Origin of the sequence: Stenotrophomonas sp. ZAC14A_NAIMI4_1 (genome assembly GCF_003086915.1) — a bacterium.
In the GTDB taxonomy this organism is placed as follows: Bacteria; Pseudomonadota; Gammaproteobacteria; order Xanthomonadales; family Xanthomonadaceae; genus Stenotrophomonas.
This window is the reverse complement of sequence record NZ_CP026002.1, coordinates 3,758,733-3,777,031: the sequence shown is the minus strand read 5'-3', so window position 1 is coordinate 3,777,031 and position 18,299 is coordinate 3,758,733. Positions and strand designations below refer to the sequence as shown.

Annotated in this window: 13 protein-coding genes and 1 pseudogene; all 14 read left to right on the top strand. The window is 67.7% G+C overall.

Annotation, left to right across the window (positions count from 1 at the left end; all coding sequences use genetic code 11):
- The first annotated feature begins 39 nt into the window (after positions 1-39).
- Positions 40-1,578, top strand: a complete 1,539-nt coding sequence (locus C1926_RS17265) for a GGDEF domain-containing protein (RefSeq protein WP_079221257.1) — start codon at positions 40-42, stop codon at positions 1,576-1,578.
- 119 nt (positions 1,579-1,697) lie between these two features.
- Positions 1,698-2,426, top strand: coding sequence for a UMP kinase (gene pyrH / locus C1926_RS17260; RefSeq protein ID WP_079221256.1), 729 nt, complete (start codon positions 1,698-1,700; stop codon positions 2,424-2,426).
- A 97-nt stretch (positions 2,427-2,523) separates the two neighbouring features.
- Positions 2,524-3,078: a ribosome recycling factor gene (gene frr / locus C1926_RS17255; protein ID WP_079221255.1), complete on the top strand. Its 555-nt coding sequence runs from the start codon at positions 2,524-2,526 to the stop codon at positions 3,076-3,078.
- Between the two features lie 5 nt (positions 3,079-3,083).
- Complete coding sequence (gene uppS, locus C1926_RS17250) at positions 3,084-3,851, top strand: polyprenyl diphosphate synthase (protein ID WP_079221254.1); 768 nt, start codon at positions 3,084-3,086, stop codon at positions 3,849-3,851.
- Positions 3,848-4,684 carry a phosphatidate cytidylyltransferase gene (locus C1926_RS17245; protein ID WP_108760041.1) on the top strand — a complete coding sequence of 279 codons (837 nt, stop codon included), beginning with the start codon at positions 3,848-3,850 and terminating at the stop codon, positions 4,682-4,684. The genes uppS and C1926_RS17245 overlap by 4 nt, the downstream gene beginning before the upstream one ends.
- A gap of 2 nt (positions 4,685-4,686) precedes the next feature.
- Entirely contained in the window at positions 4,687-5,877 is a 1,191-nt protein-coding gene (locus C1926_RS17240) for a 1-deoxy-D-xylulose-5-phosphate reductoisomerase (RefSeq protein WP_079221252.1), read from the top strand.
- Positions 5,878-5,932: 55 nt separating this feature from the next.
- On the top strand, positions 5,933-7,291 hold the full coding sequence (rseP, locus tag C1926_RS17235; RefSeq protein ID WP_108760040.1) for an RIP metalloprotease RseP: 1,359 nt from the start codon (positions 5,933-5,935) through the stop codon (positions 7,289-7,291).
- A 74-nt stretch (positions 7,292-7,365) separates the two neighbouring features.
- The gene (gene bamA / locus C1926_RS17230; RefSeq protein WP_108760039.1) at positions 7,366-9,789 is read left to right on the top strand and encodes an outer membrane protein assembly factor BamA; all 2,424 of its coding nucleotides are present in this window, start codon (positions 7,366-7,368) and stop codon (positions 9,787-9,789) included.
- 424 nt (positions 9,790-10,213) lie between these two features.
- Positions 10,214-11,236 carry a UDP-3-O-(3-hydroxymyristoyl)glucosamine N-acyltransferase gene (gene lpxD / locus C1926_RS17225; protein WP_079221249.1) on the top strand — a complete coding sequence of 341 codons (1,023 nt, stop codon included), beginning with the start codon at positions 10,214-10,216 and terminating at the stop codon, positions 11,234-11,236.
- On the top strand, positions 11,233-11,688 hold the full coding sequence (gene fabZ, locus C1926_RS17220; RefSeq protein WP_108760038.1) for a 3-hydroxyacyl-ACP dehydratase FabZ: 456 nt from the start codon (positions 11,233-11,235) through the stop codon (positions 11,686-11,688). The genes lpxD and fabZ overlap by 4 nt, the downstream gene beginning before the upstream one ends.
- 19 nt (positions 11,689-11,707) lie before the next feature.
- On the top strand, positions 11,708-12,499 hold the full coding sequence (gene lpxA, locus C1926_RS17215) for an acyl-ACP--UDP-N-acetylglucosamine O-acyltransferase (protein WP_108760037.1): 792 nt from the start codon (positions 11,708-11,710) through the stop codon (positions 12,497-12,499).
- Between the two features lie 92 nt (positions 12,500-12,591).
- Positions 12,592-13,755 (top strand): annotated as a pseudogene (lpxB, locus tag C1926_RS17210) (lipid-A-disaccharide synthase); the annotation flags it as partial.
- A complete protein-coding gene (locus C1926_RS17205) occupies positions 13,752-14,423 on the top strand; it encodes a ribonuclease HII (protein WP_108746291.1) in 672 nt (223 codons plus the stop codon). The pseudogene lpxB and the gene C1926_RS17205, both read left to right, overlap by 4 nt.
- Positions 14,424-14,621: 198 nt before the next feature.
- Positions 14,622-18,221: a DNA polymerase III subunit alpha gene (gene dnaE / locus C1926_RS17200; RefSeq protein ID WP_079221244.1), complete on the top strand. Its 3,600-nt coding sequence runs from the start codon at positions 14,622-14,624 to the stop codon at positions 18,219-18,221.
- Positions 18,222-18,299 lie beyond the last annotated feature (78 nt).

The following is an 18,299-nucleotide window of genomic DNA, read 5'->3' as shown; positions in this document are numbered from 1 at the left end:
CCTAGGTACTCTTGTCCTAATGGAATTGAACGATCCGACATGCCTCCTGAGCTGACTGCTGCCCTGGCGTTGTGCCGCAACCTGCCCTCGCCCCCCGGTATTGCCCTGCGCATCATCGAACTGGCCCAGGACCCGGAAGCGGACATCGCCACCGCCGCCGACATCATCGCCATCGACATGGCGCTGAGCGCTCGCATGCTGCGCATCGCCAATTCGCCGCTGTACGCCAGCCGGCGCCGCATCGAGAACCTCGGCCAGGCCCTGACCATGCTCGGGCTCAACGCCACGATCAGCCTCGCCCTGGGCTTCACCGTGACCCAGGGCCTGACCGGTGGCAGCGGCGCCGACCACGACCTGCGCCAGCGCGCCTGGAAGCGCAGCATCCTCAGCGCCCTGGCCGCCAGCCAGCTGGGCCAGGCCCGCGGCCTGCGCCGGCTGGAAGAACTGATGCTGGCCGGCCTGCTGCAGGACATGGGCGTGCTGTGCCTGGCCCAGGCCGAATCGGAGCGTTACCTGCCGCTGCTGCGCGAAGCCGGTGACAACCTGGACCTGATCGCCCGCGAGCGCGAGGAACTGGGCTGCACCCACGCCGACGTCGGCGCCTGGGTGGCCGAACAGTGGGGCCTGCCGCGCTACCTGGTGGACAGCATCCGCCTGAGCGAGTCCGAGCCTGCCACCGACAATGCGTTCCAGGCCTGCGTGCAGCTGTCAGGCGCGGTCGCCGACATCTGGCTGGACGCGGATGCCGACGCCGCCCGCGAACGCGCCCTGCATGAGGTCCACGAGCGCCTGCAGCTGGACAGTGCCCGCTTCGACCAGGTGCTCGCCCGCATCAGCGACGCGCTGCCGGACATCGCCAGCCTGTTCGAGACCGGCCTGAGCTCGCCGTCGCGCGTGCGCGAGCTGATCGACCACGCACAGGAGCTGACCACGCTGCGCAACCTGCGCGAGATGCAGGATGCCGAACAGGCGCGCCGCCGTGCCGACGAATTCGAGGCGCGGGCCAAGCGCCTGGCCGACCAGGCCCACCGCGACGCCCTGACCGGCGTGCTCAACCGCCGCCAGCTGGAAACCGTGCTCGACCAGGAGTTCCAGCGCGCCGGCCGGCATGGCTGGCCGCTGTCGGTGGCCTTCATCGACCTGGACGATTTCAAGAAGATCAACGACGCCCACGGCCACCTGACCGGTGACGAAGTGCTGCGCGTGTTCGCCAACAAGCTGCAGGGCCAGCTGCGCAACAGCGACACCGTCGCCCGCTTCGGCGGCGAGGAGTTCGTGGCGCTGCTGCCCAACACCAGCGAAGCGGTCGCCCTGGACGTGATCCGCCGGGTGCTGGCCAACATCGTCTCCACCCCGATGGTCGAACTGGAGAGCGGGCCGCTGTTTGTGACCTTCTCCGCCGGCGTGGCCACCCAGGGCGGTTACGAGCGCTTTGCCGGCGTGCAGGACCTGCTGCGCGCCGCCGATGACGTGCTGTACCGCTCCAAGAACCTGGGCCGTAACCGTGTCATCGCACGCTCTCCCGGCGAACTGGGGCATGATGAGCTGTCTGCCACGGCGGGCGCCGAACTGGGCTGAACCCGCCGCCCCGGCTGAACGGGGCGGTGCAGCTTTCTGCGCCGCAGTGCACAAAATGCTTTGGCCGCGCGCCGCATGCGCGTAGAATCCCCCGCGATTTCCACGCTCACGAGGTCCATATGTCCAAGCTCGCCTATCGCCGCATCCTTCTGAAACTGTCCGGGGAGGCGCTGATGGGAGATGAGGACTACGGCATCGACCCGAAGATCATCAACCGCCTGGCCCGTGAAGTGATCGAGGCCCAGCAGGCGGGCGCCGAAGTGGCACTGGTGATCGGCGGCGGCAACATCTTCCGCGGCGCCGGCCTGGCCGCAGGCGGCATGGATCGCGTCACGGGCGACCAGATGGGCATGCTGGCCACGGTCATCAACGCCCTGGCCATGCAGGACGCGCTGGAGAAGCTGGGCGCCAAGGCCCGCGTGATGAGCGCCATCAAGATCAACGACGTGTGCGAGGACTACATCCGCCGCCGCGCCATCCGCCACCTGGAAAAGGGCCGTCTGGTGATCTTCGCCGCCGGCGTCGGCAGCCCGTTCTTCACCACCGACTCGGGCGCGGCCCTGCGTGCGATCGAGATCGGCGCGGACCTGCTGCTGAAGGCCACCAAGGTCGATGGCGTGTACGACAAGGACCCGAACAAGCACAGCGATGCGGTCCGCTTCGACAGCCTGAGCTACGACGAAGTGATCCGCCGCGGCCTGGAAGTGATGGATACGGCCGCCTTCGCGCTGGCCCGCGACAGCGACCTGCCGATGCGCGTGTTCGACATGGGCCAGCCGGGCGAGCTGCTGAAGATCCTCGGCGGCGCCAACATCGGCACCCTGGTCCAGGGCCGCGACCCGGCCTGAGCCTGAGCGCCAGGCGTGCTCCGGGCCGATTCAGGCCCGGCAGCGTCCCGTATTCGCCTATAATCGCCCGATTCCAGTTACATCCAGGACCCGGGCGATGCTCAACGACATCAAGAACAACGCGCAGACGCGCATGGCCAAGAGCATCGACGCTCTGAAGCACACCCTCACCTCGATCCGCACCGGGCGTGCCACTCCCGCCCTGCTGGACCGCGTTACGGTCAATGCCTACGGCAACGCCAGCACCCCGCTGAACCAGGTCGCGTCGATCTCCAACGCCGATGCCCACTCGCTGCTGGTCACGCCTTTCGACAAGAGCATGATCAAGGAAATCGAGAAGGGCCTGTACAACCACGAGTTCACCCCGAACACGCTGGGCGCCGCCATCCGCATCAACATGCCGCCGCCGACCGAAGAGCGCCGCAAGGAGCTGGCCAAGCAGGTGCAGAAGGAAGGCGAAGGCGCCAAGATCGCCGTGCGCAACATCCGCCAGGATGCCAACAAGGAAATCGCCAAGCTGGTCAAGGACAAGGCCATCAGCGAAGACGAGAAGAAGCGCGGCGAAGACGACATCCAGAAGCTGACTGACACCAGCATCAAGGACGTCGACAAAGTCGTCGCCGACAAGGAAAAGGAACTGTTGTCGGTCTGAAGTCGATGCCTTCAGTCCCGCCTCCCTTGCCGGCCGCCCTGCCCCGCCACCTTGCCATCATCATGGATGGCAACGGGCGCTGGGCACAGCAGCGCCGCCGTCCGCGCGTGATCGGCCACCGTGCCGGCGCGCGCGCGGTCAACCGTACCATCGACCGTTGCCTTGAACTGGGCATTCCGGCGTTGACCCTGTTCGCGTTCTCCAGCGAGAACTGGGGCCGCCCGCAGGAAGAAGTCGATGCCCTGATGAAGCTGTTCCTCGGCGCGCTCGACCGTGAAGTGGACGAGCTGCACCGTCGTGGCGTGCGCGTGCGCTTCATCGGCGAACGCGACCGCTTCGGTGCAGGGCTGGTCAGCCGCATGCAGCTGGCCGAACAGCGCACCGCCGACAACACCACCCTGACCCTGTCGATCGCCGCCAGCTACGGCGGGCGCCAGGACATCGCCCGCGCCGCCCGTGCGCTGGCGGCGGAAGTGGCCGCCGGCCGCCTGCTCCCCGAGCAGATCGACGAATCTCTGCTGGGCCGCCAGGTCGCCCTGGCCGACCTGCCGCCGCCGGATCTGTTCATCCGTACCGGTGGCGATACCCGCATCAGCAACTTCCTGCTGTGGCAGCTGGCGTATACCGAGCTGTGGTTCACCGAGGCACTGTGGCCGGACTTCGATTCCGCGCAGCTGCAGCAGGCGCTGGACGCCTACGCCAATCGTGAACGCCGCTTCGGCCTGACCAGCGCCCAGATCGCCGCCCTGGCCACCGAGACGCCCAGCCCATGACCAAGACCCGAGTCCTCGCCGCGCTGATCATGGCGCCGGTGGCCATTGCCGCGATCCTGCTGCTGCCCACCCAATGGCTGGCTGCGGCCGCCGCCGCCGTGTTCCTGATCGGCCTGTGGGAATGGCTGAAGCTGGCCGGCATCGAAGACACCCTCGCCCGTACCGTGCTGCTGGTGCTGAACCTGCTGCTGATGGTGCTGATGGTGTGGGCCGATGGCAGCTCGCTGGTGCTGTTCCAGCTGGCCACCCTGGTCGGCGTGGCCTGGTGGCTGGCCGCCCTGGTGTGGCTGCGCTTCTTCACCTTCGGCGCGCAGCCGGGCAGCCCGGCACGCATCCTCAAGCTGCTGGCCGGCACCCTGGCCATCGTGCCGGCATGGGCGTCGCTGGTGCTGATCCATGCCGGTGGCGATCCGCCGGGCCACCAGGGCCACCTGTGGCTGCTGGCCGCGCTGGCGCTGGTCTGGGCCGCCGATTCGGGCGCCTATTTCGCCGGCCGCCACTTCGGCAAGCACAAGCTGGCCCCGCGCATCAGCCCCAACAAGACCTGGGAAGGCCTGTTCGGCGGCCTGGTGGCCGGTGTCGCCGTGGCCGTGGGCCTGGGCCTGCTCGCCGGCGTGGATGTCGCGCACCTGCCGGGCCTGCTGGTCACCTCGGTGGTGGCCGTGTTCGCGTCGGTGCTGGGCGACCTCTACGAAAGCCTGATCAAGCGCCACGCCGGCGCCAAGGATTCGGGCCACCTCATTCCTGGCCACGGCGGCGTGCTGGACCGCGTCGACGGCGTGCTTGCCGCCCTGCCGGTGTTCGCGCTGGGCAAGGAAATCTTCGGATTCTGACCATGGATGCTGCTGCAGACCTGCGCCGGGTCGCCGTATTCGGCGCCACCGGCTCGATTGGTGCCTCCACGCTGGACGTGATCGCACGCCACCCGCAGCGTTACCAGGCCACGGTGCTGGCCGCCGGCCGCCAGGTGCAGGCCCTGCTGGCGCTGTGCCGCCAGCATCGCCCCGCCCATGCCGTCATCGCCGATGACAGCCTGTACGCCGAACTGCGCGACGGCCTGCGCGACGCCGGTCTGGCCACCGAAGCCCACGCCGGCGCTGCCGCGCTGGACCAGCTCGCCGCCAGCGATGCCTGTGACACCGTGGTTGCCGCCATCGTCGGTGCCGCCGGCCTGTCCTCGACCCTGGCCGCTGCCGCCGCCGGCAAGCGCATCCTGCTGGCCAACAAGGAATCGCTGGTGCTGGCCGGCGAGCTGCTGACCCGCACCGCCGAACGCGGCGGCGCCGAGATCATCCCGATCGACAGCGAGCACAGCGCCATCTTCCAGTGCCTGCGCTCGCGCGATGCCAGCCTGGACGGGGCCGGCGTGCGCCGGATCCTGCTGACCGCCTCCGGTGGCCCGTTCCGTGGTCGCAGCCGCGCCGAACTGGAGCAGGTGACCCCGGCCCAGGCCGTTGCCCACCCGAAGTGGTCGATGGGCCCGAAGATCTCGGTCGATTCGGCGACGTTGATGAACAAGGGCCTGGAAGTGATCGAGGCGCACCACCTGTTCAAGGTGCCCGGCGAGCGCATCGAGGTACTGGTCCATCCGCAGAGCCTGGTCCATTCGCTGGTCGAGTTCGTCGACGGCTCGACCCTGGCCCAGCTGGGCCTGCCGGACATGCGCACCACCCTGGCCGTCGGCCTGGGCTGGCCGCAGCGCATCGAATCGGGCGTATCCGGGCTGGACCTGCTGGCCCAGGGCCGGCTCGATTTCGAAGCGCCCGATACCGAGGCCTTCCCCTGCCTGGCCCTGGCCTGGCAGGCGATGCAGGCCGGCGGCACTGCTCCGGCGGTGCTGAATGCCGCCAATGAAGAGGCGGTTTCAGCGTTTCTTCAGGGCAGGATCGGTTTCCTGAGCATTCCCGCGCTGGTTGCTAACGCTCTTTCAACACTGCCGACCGAAGCAGCCGATACACTGGACGGCCTGTTGTCCGCCGACCAGCGGGCCCGCCAGTTGACCCTGAACGCCATCGACGCCGCCTGAACGCCACGCCCATACCGCATGACGCCGCTGCCATTGCCCGCCACCGTGAGCCTGCATGACTGACTTCATCGGATCGGTCTGGTGGATGATCGTCAGCCTCGGGCTGCTGGTCACCTTCCACGAGTTCGGGCACTACGCCGTGGGCCGCCTCTGCGGGGTCAAGGTGCTGCGCTTCTCGGTCGGCTTCGGCCGCCCGCTGTGGTCGCGCCGCGACAGGCACGGCACCGAGTTCGCCATCGCCGCCCTGCCGCTGGGCGGTTATGTGAAATTCCTCGACGAGCGCGAGGTGGAGGTACACCCGCACGAGCGGGGGCAGGCCTTCAACCACAAGACGGTCTGGCAGCGCATCGCCATCGTCGCTGCCGGGCCGATCGCCAACCTGCTGCTGTGCATCCTGCTGCTGTGGGCGATGTTCGTGATCGGCAAGCAGGACTATTCGGCCACCATCGGCCGCACCACGGGCATTGCCGCCAGCGCCGGCCTGTCCAGCGGCGACCGTGTGCTGCGCGTGGACGACCGCGACGTGGTCACCCTGGGCGATGCCAGCATGGCCCTGACCGCCGCGGCGATGGACCGGCGCGACGTCACCCTCGAAGTGCTGGACAGCAGTGACCAGGTGCGCAACCGCACCCTGCCGCTGTCGCAACTGCCGGCCGGCTTCGATGAACGCCGCGTGCCCAGCCTGGCGGGCCTGCAGTGGCAGGCCGCGCTGCAGCCGGCGCAGGTGGACAGCCTGACGGCCGATTCAGCTGTGGCCGGCCTGCTGCAGGCGGGCGACGTGATCGTGGCCATCGACGGCCAGCGCATCGACGGGGCCGACCAGGTCAGCCCGCAGATCCAGGAACTGGGCCGTCGTGGCGGGCCCGGCATGATCGAAGTGCTGCGCGGGGGCGAGCGCCTGGCGCTGGAAGTGACCCCGCGCCAGGGCAAGGACGGCCAGGGCAAGCCGGTCTGGCAGATCGGCGTGGCCTTCTCGGGCGCCTTCAGCCCCGCCTATGACACCCTGATGCGCTACGGCCCGCTCGATGCGGTGACCGTGGCCGTGCGCGAAACCGGCCGCCTGGCCTCCGATTCGCTGGGCATGATGGCCCGCATCGTCACCGGCAAGGCCTCGCTGCAGAACGTTTCCGGCCCGGTCACCATCGCCCGCGTGGCCAATGTTTCGGCCAAGCGTGGCCTCGACTGGTTCCTGCAGTTCCTCGCGCTGCTGTCGCTGAGCCTGTGCATCATCAACCTGCTGCCCATTCCCATCTTGGACGGCGGGCACCTGCTGTATTACCTTATCGAGTTGGTCAAGGGCAGCCCGCTGAGCGAGCGTGCCATCGCCGCGGGTCAGTACATCGGCCTGGCGTTGCTGGCCGGGTTGATGGGGCTGGCGTTCTACAACGACATCCTCGGCCTGGCCACGCGATGAACTTTTCCACGTTTTTGGCGTCTACAGCGCCGGCACCCCGTACCAATGAAATCGACCTTCCTACCGGACGTGACATGACGCGACTCCCCAATCGCCGCCTGCTGGCCCTCGCCCTCGCCGCCGTCACCGGCGCTCCCGCCCTGGCCCAGGCAGCCGAGCCCTTCACTGTCAGCGACATCCGCGTCGACGGCCTGCAGCGCATCAGCTCGGGTACGGTGTTCACCTACCTGCCGGTGGAACGTGGCGAGACGGTCACCGACAGCAAGGTCGGCGAGACCATCCGCGCCCTCTACAAGACCGGCTTCTTCGAAGACGTGCAGCTGGACCGCCAGGGCAACATCCTGGTCGTGACCGTCAAGGAACGGCCGGCGATCAACAAGCTGACCGTCACCGGCAACAAGGACATCAAGTCCGACCAGCTGCTGAAGGGCTTGTCCGACATCGGCCTGACCGAAGGCGGCACCTTCGACCGCCTGAGCCTGGACCGCGTGACCCAGGAACTGCGCCGCCAGTACAACGATCGTGGCAAGTACAACGTCGAGATCACCCCGACGGTGAGCCCGCTGGACCGCAACCGCGTGGACATCGCCATCGCGATCAAGGAAGGCAAGGCCGCCAAGATCCAGCACGTCAACCTGGTCGGTACCGAAAAGTACGACAGCAAGGACATCCTGGAAATCTGGGAATCCAAGGAGCACAACTGGGCGTCGTGGTACCGCCGCGATGACCAGTACTCCAAGGAAAAGCTGTCCGGCGACCTGGAAAAGCTCAACTCCTGGTACCTGGACCGCGGCTACGTCGATTTCAGCATCGACTCGACCCAGGTCTCGATCAGCCCGGACAAGCGCGACATGTTCGTGACGGCCGGCGTGACCGAAGGCAACCAGTACAAGATCTCCGACATCAAGGTCAGCGGCGACACCATCCTCCCGCAGGAAGATGTCGAGCGCATGGTCGTGCAGCGCGCCGGCGACACGTTCTCGCGTGCGCTGCTGGAGTTCAGCTCCGACGCGATCACCAATTCGCTGTCCAACATCGGCTACGCGTTCGCCAAGGTGAACCCGATCCCGACCACCAACCGTGCCGAGCAGACGGTCGCGGTGAACATGCAGGTCGTCCCCGGCCCGCGCGTGTCGGTGCGCCGCATCATCTTCAAGGGCAACACCCGCACCTCCGACGAAGTGCTGCGTCGCGAAATGCGCCAGTTCGAGAACACCTGGTACTCGCAGGCGGCGATCGATCGTTCCAAGATCCGCCTGCAGCGCCTGGGCTACTTCGAGTCGGTGGACGTTGAAACCCCGCCGGTCAGTGGCAGCAACGACCAGGTCGACGTGGTGTACAACGTCAAGGAAACCACGTCGGGCAGCTTCGTGTTCGGCCTGGGCTACTCGCAGTCCTACGGCATGACCACCTCGGTGCAGCTGTCGCAGAACAACTTCCTCGGCGGCGGCAACCGCGTGTCGGTCGAAGCCTCGCGCAGCAGCTACCTGCAGCGTTACGGCTTCAGCTACACCAACCCGTACTTCACCGATGACGGCGTGTCGCTGGGCTACAACCTGTCCTGGCGCGAACTGGATTACTCCGACTTCAACACCGCGCAGTACAACAGCACCAATGGTTCTGCGCAGGTGGTGTTCGGCGTGCCGCTGACCGAGACCGACAGCGTCTCGCTGATGTTCGGCATCGACAGCAACCAGATCACGACCTACCAGAACGCGACGCCGCAGTCGATCATCGACTACATCAATGCTCTGGGCACGAAGACGTTCCATGCGTGGCGCAGCGAGCTGGGCTGGGCGCGCGATTCGCGTAACGACTACTTCATGCCGACCCGTGGTACGTACCAGCGCATCGGCCTGGAAACCACCCTGCCGGGCTCGACCGTCGAGTACTTCAAGCTGAACTACCAGATCAGCAAGTATTGGCCGATCATGCCCTCGCTGGTGATCAACACGCGTGCTGAAATCGGCTACGGCGACAGCTACGGCAAGGACCAGATCCGCGACCTGTGCTGGACCGCGCCGAGCGAAGCCAACAAGAACCCGACGCAGACCGTCGACTGCAACCCGAGCTCCTCGGACTACGTGAAGACGGTCAAGGCCTCCGGCCTGCCCTTCTACGAGAATTTCTACGCTGGCGGCACCAACTCGGTGCGCGGCTTCGAGGACAACACCCTTGGCCCGCGTTCGGAAGCGATCAATGGTTACTCGAACGGCCAGCCGCTGGGTGGTTCGCTGAAGACCGTCGGGTCGGTGGAAGCCTATTTCCCGCGCCTGTTCGACAGCCCGTCGGCGCGCGTCTCGGCCTTCGTGGACTTCGGCAACGTCTACAACGGCGTGGACAACTTCAAGGCCAACGAACTGCGCGTGTCCACCGGTGTGGCCCTGCTGTGGCGCGCCCCGGTCGGCCCGATCTCGATCAGCTACGCGTTCCCGCTGAAGAAGAAGGACGGCGACGAAATCGAGCGCCTGCAGTTCACCTTCGGCGGGCAGTTCTGACGGACCGCGTCGCGGTTCGCCAGAACTGCACACGCATTCCACCTATCCCCCGCGCCGTTGGCGCGCCCCCCTTAACAGAAGGGGGGCTCTCCACCAGACGGGTTACGAAGCGCCGGGCTCTGCCCGGCGTTTTTGTTTGTGGAGCCCGCGCGAGCGCGGCGGGCGAACTGCTTTTGATTTTTTCTGTTTTTCCGTGGCTGGCACTCGCGCCAGACTGTCGGGGGTCGGACGGGTGGGGCCGGCGGGGGTGTGAGCCGCATGGATGCGGCGACCAAGGCTACATGGATGTACTTGCGCCGTCCCCCGCTGGCCCTACCCGTCCGACCCTGCCACGGGCCTTATCCTGCAAGCCACGAGGGGCCCTGCCGGTGGCCGTGGAACCGCCCCGCATGACCGGACTGGCGTCACACGTTAAACTCCCGCCGTGAATACTCCTACCTACACCGCCCAGCAACTCGCCGATCAGTTCGGCCTGCAGGTCCATGGCGACCCCGCCACCGCCATCCGTGGCGTGGCTACCCTCGCCCATGCCGGTGCCGGCCAGCTGACCTTCCTCGCCAACCCGCGCTACCGCGCCCAGCTGGCCGACAGCCAGGCCTCGCTGGTGGTCCTGCGTGCCGAAGACGCCGAAGCCGCCCCCGGCGCCGCCCTCGTCGCCAAGGATCCCTACACCACCTTCGCAAAGATCGCCGCGCTGTTCGACGTCGCACCCGTGCGTGAGCCGGGCATCCACCCCAGCGCGGTCATCGACCCGCAGGCCCAGGTGGCCGCCAGCGCCCACATCGGCCCGTTCGTCACCATCGGTGCGCGCAGCGTGGTCGGCGAGAACTGCATCATCGGCGCCGGCAGCATCATCGGCGAAGACTGCACCCTGGACACCGGCTGCGAGCTGATTGCCCGCGTTACCCTGGTCACCCGCGTGAAGCTCGGCAAGCGCGTGCGCATCCATCCCGGTGCCGTGCTCGGCGCCGATGGCTTCGGCCTGGCGATGGACGCCGGCAAGTGGATCAAGGTGCCGCAGCTGGGCGGCGTCCGCATCGGCGATGACTGCGAGATCGGCGCCAATACCTGCGTCGACCGCGGGGCGCTGGAAGACACCGTGCTGGCCGAAGACGTCCGCCTCGACAACCTGGTGCAGATCGCGCACAACGTGCAGATCGGCGCCCATTCGGCCATCGCCGGCTGCACCGGCATCGCCGGCAGCGCCAAGATCGGCCGTTACTGCCTGCTCGGCGGCGCCGTCGGCGTCGTCGGCCATCTGGAAATCTGCGACAAGGTCGTGATCACCGGTAAATCGGTGGTCCGCAACTCCATCACCGAACCGGGCGAATACTCGTCCGGGACGCCCCTGACCGACAACCGCACGTGGCGCAAGAACGCCGCGCGCTTCAAGCAGCTCGATGCACTGGCCCGTCGCATCCTGTCTGTGAGCAAGGAGAAAGAATGAGCCAGCCCCAGACCCTGCCGGACATGGCGCAGATCCAGACGCTGCTGCCGCACCGCTACCCGTTCCTGCTGGTCGACAAGGTTCTGTCGATCGACTACGACGCCCGCAAGATCGTCGCCACCAAGAACGTCAGCATCAACGAGCCGTTCTTCCAGGGCCACTTCCCCAACCAGCCGATCATGCCGGGCGTGCTGATCATCGAAGCCATGGCCCAGGCCGGCGGCGTGCTGACCCAGCTCACCCTGGGCCGCGATTCGCAGTCCAAGCTGTTCTACATGGTCAAGGTCGACAAGGCCCGCTTCACCAAGCAGGTGGTGCCGGGCGACGTGCTGGAAATGCACGTGGAGATCAAGCGCGTGATCCGCAACATGGCCGTGTATGACTGCGTGGCCAAGGTCGACGGCGAAGTCGTCGCCTGCGCCGAGGTGCTGTGCGCCGGCACCCGCGACTGACCCTGTACGGAGGACCGAGATGACCGATAGCGCTCCCCTGATCCATCCCACCGCCGTGATCGATCCGTCGGCACGACTGGCCGACGACATCCGCGTGGGCGCGTTCACGATCATCGGGCCCGACGTCGAGATCGGCGCCGGCACCGAGGTCGGTCCGCATTGCAGCATCCATGGCCCGACCCGGATCGGCCGCGACAACCGTTTCATCGGCCACGTCGCGGTCGGTGGCGAGCCGCAGGACAAGAAGTTTGCCGGTGAACGCACCGAACTGGTGATCGGCGACCGCAACGTGTTCCGCGAATTCGTCACCCTCAACCGCGGTACCGGCGGCGGCGGTGGCATCACCACCATCGGCAACGACAACTGGATGCTGGCCTACACGCACGTGGCGCATGACTGCCACGTCGGCGATTTCTGCGTGTTCTCCAACAACACCACCCTGGCCGGGCATGTCACCGTCGGCGACTACGTGATCATCAGCGGCTTCGCCGGTGCCCACCAGTTCTGCCGCATCGGTGCCCACGCCTTCCTGGGCATGGGCGCGCTGACCAACGGCGATGTGCCGCCATTCACCATGGTCGGCACCGATTCGCTGGGCCGCCCGCGCGGCATCAACAGCGAAGGCCTCAAGCGCCGTGGCTTCGATGCCGAACGCATCACCGCCATCAAGCGTGCCTACCGCACCCTGTACGTGGCAGGCCTGCCGCTGGCCGAAGCCAAGCAGCAGCTGGCCGAGCAGGCACAGGCCAGCGATGACGTCCGCTCCATGCTGGACTTCATCGAGCACACCGAGAGGCACCTGCTGCGATGAGTGCCACGACCGGCCAGGCGCCGGCCGGCGCCGCCGTCATCCCGCTGGCCTCGATGGCCGGCAGCGTGCCTGCGCAGCGGGTGCTCAGCGAGCGCCCGTTGCGGATCGCGCTGGTGGCGGGCGAAGCCTCCGGCGACCTGCTCGGCGCGGGCCTGGTGCGTGAGCTGAAAGCGCGCTTCCCGCATGCCGAGTTCGCCGGCATCGGCGGCGACGCGATGCGCAATGCGGGCTGCCAGACCTGGCACGATGCCAGCGAGCTGGCGGTAATGGGCCTGACCGAAGTCCTGCGCCACCTGCCGCGCCTGCTCAAGCTGCGCTCGGCGTTCCGCGAGCGGGCACTGGCGTGGCGGCCGGATGTCTTCATCGGCATCGATGCGCCGGATTTCAACCTGGGCATCGAGCGCTGGCTGAAGCAGCGCGGCATCCCCACCGTGCACTACGTCAGCCCCTCGGTCTGGGCCTGGCGCGAGAAGCGCGCGGAGAAGATCGGCAGCAGTGCCGACCTGGTGCTGTGCCTGTTCCCGATGGAACCGCCCATCTATGCCAAACACGGCATCGACGCGCGGTTTGTCGGCCACCCGATGGCCGATGACATTCCGCTGCACGGTGACCGCGATGCGGCCCGTGCCGCGCTCGGCCTGCCCGCCTCAGCCAAGGTGCTGGCGGTGCTGCCGGGCAGCCGCCTGGGCGAGATCTCACGCCTGGGCGAACCGTTCTTCGAGGCGGCCTGGCAGGTCTCCGAACGCATCCCCGGCCTGCACGTGGTGGTGCCGGCGGCCAACGCCGCCTGCCGCCGCCTGATCGAGGAACAGCTGTCACGCTCGGCGCTGCCGGTGGCGTACTCGCATGTTCTCGATGGCCAGGCCCGCACGGCGATGATCGCCGCCGACGTGGTGGTGCTGGCCTCCGGCACGGCCACGCTGGAGGCCATGCTGGTGAAGCGGCCGATGGTGGTGGGCTACCGGGTCAACGAACTGACCTACCGCCTGGTGAAGGCGCTGGGGCTGATCAAGGTCGACCGCTTCGCCCTGCCCAACATCCTCGCTGCGCAGGATCTTGCCCCGGAACTGATGCAGCACGACTGCACGCCGGACAAGCTGGCCGCGGCCATCCAGCAGTGGTTCGACCACCCGCAGCGCAGCGCCGACCTGCAGGGCACCTACGAGCGCCTGCACGAGCGCCTGCGCCGCAATGCCTCGGCGCGCGCCGCCGACGCGGTGGGCGAGCTGCTGGTCAGCAAGCAGGAAACCGCATGAGCCGTCGCGCGGCCGCGGCGGCCAGCCTGGCCCTGTTCGATGGCGCGGCGGTGGTCGAGCCCGAACGCCTGGTGGCCGGCGTGGACGAAGCCGGCCGTGGCCCGCTGGCCGGCCCGGTGGCCGTGGCCGCGGTGGTCTTTGACCCGTCGCGGCCGCGCATCAACGGCCTGGACGATTCCAAGCAGCTGACCGCCGCGCGCCGTGAGCAGCTGCACGACCGCATCATCGAACGGGCCCTGGCCTGGAAGGTGGTGCTGGTGGACGTGAACGCCATCGACCGCCTGAACATCTACCAGGCCACCCTGCAGGGCATGCGCGACGTGGTGGCCGCCGTGGCCCACGTGGCCGGCTTCGCCCGCATCGATGGCAACGTCGTGCCCAAGGGCCTGGTGCTGCCGGCGCAGGCGCTGGTGGGCGGTGATGGCATCGACCGCGCGATCATGGCGGCCTCGATCCTGGCCAAGGTCTCGCGCGACCGCTACATGCAGGAACTGCACGTGCGGCACCCGCAGTACGGCTTCGACCAGCACAAGGGCTATGGCACCCCCGCCCACCTGGCCGCGCTGCGCAGCCACGGCCCCTGCGACGAGCACCGCCGCAGCTTCGCGCCGGTGCGTGAATGCCTGGAAGCGCCGCAGGTTGTGGCGGCCGAGATCGCGATTGCCTGAACAACGGCCGCCGGGCATGGCCCGGCGCTACCCTGAACGCGTGACCGCGCCCGGCGGATCCGCGCAATCGCCGCACCGTCAAGTCCTTGTCGCCACCCCCTGCCCTCGTTACCCTGACCGGGCACTCCAGCGCTTCCCGACCCCGGTGACGATTTCCCCGTCAGCACCCGGGGCCCGCGCGCTCCAACCTGGTCCGGCATGTCCAACTCCCGCTTCGTACATCTCCACGTCCACACCGAGTTCTCGCTGGCGGACTCGACCATCCGCGTGCCGGCCAAGCCGGACCAGGCCGACCCGAAGAAGGCCAAGCAGGCCAATCTGCTGTCGCGCTCGGTCGAACTCGGCCTGCCCGCGCTGGCGGTGACCGACCTCAACAACCTGTTCGCCCTGGTGAAGTTCTACAAGGCCGCCGAAGGCGTGGGCATCAAGCCCATCGCCGGCGCCGACGTGATGATCGCCGAGGAAGGCCAGGACCCGTGGCGGATGACCCTGCTGTGCCGCGACCGCGAGGGCTACCTGAGCCTGTCGCGGCTGCTGACCCGCGCCTGGATGGAAGGCCACCGGCCCGAAGGCGGCGTGGCGATCCACCCGGACTGGCTGAAGGCCGGCAATGCCAACCTGTTCGCGCTGGCCGGCCGTGACAGCCTGGCCGGCCGCCTGGCGCTGGACGGCAAGCACGACCTTGCCGAGCAGCAGCTGGCCGACTGGCAGCGCGCGTTCGGCGACGGCCTGCACCTGGAACTGACCCGCACCGGACGCGAAGGCGAGGAAACCTTCAACCGCTTCGCGCTGATGGCCGCCGGCCAGCGCGGCCTGCCGGTGGTGGCCAGCAACGACGTGCGCTTCCTGGCGCCGACCGATTTCAGCGCGCACGAAGCGCGCGTGTGCATTTCCACCGGCCGCGTGCTGGACGACCCCAAGCGCCCGCGCGAGTACAGCGACCAGCAGTACCTGAAGTCGGCCGAGGAGATGTGCGCGCTGTTCGCCGACATCCCCGATGCCATCGACAACACGCTGGCGCTGGCCGAGCGCTGCAACATCGAGATGCGGCTGGGCACCTACTTCCTGCCCAACTACCCGGTGCCCGACGACGAGACCCTGGACACCTGGATCCAGAAGATGTCGCGCGACGGCCTGGAAGAGCGCCTGGAGAAGAATCCGCTGGCGCCGGGCAAGACCCGCGAGGAGTACTTCGAACGCCTGGAGTTCGAACTCAACACCATCATCAAGATGGGCTTCCCGGGCTACTTCCTGATCGTTGCCGACTTCATCCAGTGGGGCAAGAACCAGGGCATCCCGATCGGCCCCGGCCGTGGTTCGGGTGCCGGTTCGCTGGTGGCGTGGGCGCTGAAGATCACCGACCTGGACCCGCTGCCGTACAACCTGCTGTTCGAGCGGTTCCTGAACCCGGAACGCGTGTCGATGCCCGACTTCGACATCGACTTCTGCATGGACCGCCGCGATGAAGTGATCGACTACGTCGCGCGCAAGTACGGGCGCGAGCGCGTCAGCCAGATCATCACCTACGGCACCATGGCGGCCAAGGCCGTGGTGCGCGATTCCGGCCGCGTGCTGGGCTTCCCGTACGGCCTGGTGGACGGCGTCTCCAAGCTGATCCCGAACATCCTCGGCATCCACCTGAAGGATGCGCTGGGCAAGGGCAAGGAAGGCCCGAGCTCGGAAATGGCCTCGGCCGAACTGATCCAGCGCTACGAGACCGAGGACGATGTCCGCGACCTGATCGACCTGGCGCTGCAGCTGGAAGACCTGACCCGCAACGCCGGCAAGCACGCCGGTGGCGTGGTGATCGGGCCCGAGCCGCTGAGCGAGTTCTGCCCGCTGTACGCCGAACACGACGAGAACGGCCTGGGCAAGAACCCGGTCACCCAGTTCGACAAGAACGACGTGGAAGAAGTCGGCCTGGTGAAGTTCGACTTCCTCGGACTGCGCACGCTCACGATCATCGACTGGGCGGTGAAGGCGATCAACAAGCGCCACGAGCGCGCCGGCATCCCGCCGGTGGATATCGCCGCGATCCCGCTGGACGATGCGCCCACCTACAAGGACATCTTCGCCAACGGCAACACCGGTGCGGTGTTCCAGTTCGAATCCTCGGGCATGCGCCGCCTGCTGAAGGACGCGCGGCCCGACCGCTTCGAAGACCTCATCGCGCTGGTGTCGCTGTACCGACCCGGCCCGATGGACCTGATTCCCTCCTTCAACGCGCGTAAGCACGGCCAGGAAGAAATCATCTATCCCGATCCGCGCACCGAAGCGATCCTGAAGGACACCTACGGCATCATGGTGTACCAGGAGCAGGTGATGCAGATGGCGCAGATCGTCGGCGGCTACTCGCTGGGCGGCGCCGACCTGCTGCGCCGTGCGATGGGCAAGAAGGTGCCGGCCGAAATGGCCAAGCACCGCGAAATCTTCCGCGAAGGTGCGGCCAAGGACGGCGTCGACGAGGCCAAGGCCGACGCGATCTTCGACCTGATGGAGAAGTTCGCCGGCTACGGCTTCAACAAGTCGCACGCTGCCGCCTACGCGCTGGTCAGCTACCAGACCGCCTGGCTCAAGCGCCATTACCCGGCCGAATTCATGGCGGCCACGCTGTCCTCGGACATGGACAACACCGACAAGGTGGTCGGCTTCCTGGACGAGGTGCGCAACCTCGGCCTGACCGTGCTGCCGCCGAAGGTGAACCAGTCCGCCTTCATGTTCGAAGCGGCCACGCCGGACACCATCCAGTACGGCCTGGGCGCGATCAAGGGCGTCGGCCAGGGTGCCTGCGAAGCGGTCGTGGACGAACGCCTGAAGGGCGGCCAGTACAAGGACCTGCTCGACTTCTGCACCCGCATCGGTTCGGCCAAGCTCAACCGGCGCACGCTGGAAGCGATGATCAACTGCGGCGCGCTGGACGACCTGGGCCACAACCGCGCCTCATTGATGCTGCAGTTGCCGGAAGTGATCAAGGCCACCGAGCAGATGGCGCGCGAGCGTGCCTCGGGCCAGAACTCGCTGTTCGGCGGCCCCGACCCGAGCACGGTGACCATCCAGCTGGACCTGGTCGAAGCCGAGGAATGGCCGCTGCTGCAGCGCCTGAACGGCGAGCGCGACACGCTCGGCTTCTACCTCAGCGGGCACCCGTTCGATCCGTGGCGCGACGATGTGCGCGACCTGGTCGGCAACGACCTGGGTTCGGTCGAGAAGATCTGGAGTTCCAGCAACAGCGGCGGCGGTGGTGGCAACGGCGGTGAAAAGCGCTGGCGCCCGGAAGTGCCGACCGTGCTGGCCGGCCAGGTGGTCGGCGTGCGCCGCAAGGGCGAAAGCCAGATCTTCATCCAGCTCGAGGACGGGCGCGGCCGCGTCGAGTGCAGCGCGTTCTCCGATGCCATGGCCGAGTTCGGCCACCTGATGACCAAGGACCGCATCCTGGTGGTCAAGGGCGGCCTGCGCGAGGACGAGTTCAACGGCGGCTATGCGCTGCGCATCCGCCAGTGCTGGGATTTCGACGAGGTCTGCGCCAACTACGCCACGCGCCTGTCGCTGCGCCTGGACCTGCGCCAGCAGCGGCCGGTCTGGGAACGCGTCAATGCCGTGCTCGACCGCCACCGCCCCGGGCGCACGCCGCTGCGCCTGGACCTGCTGCTGAAGGGCCCGCAGGGCGGCGTGGCCGGCATGCTCGATGTCTCCGGGCAGAGCGCGGTGCGCATCGATTCCAAGCTGATGGAGGCGCTGCGCGCCGACCCGGCCGTGCGCACGCTGAAAGTGCGCTACAGCCCGCCGTGGGCCAACTGAGGCTGGCCCACGCCCCGGGCTGACTGGCGCCCCCTGCCCGGCTGGGGTACCGTCGCCTTCCAGACGAAGGCGTACGGG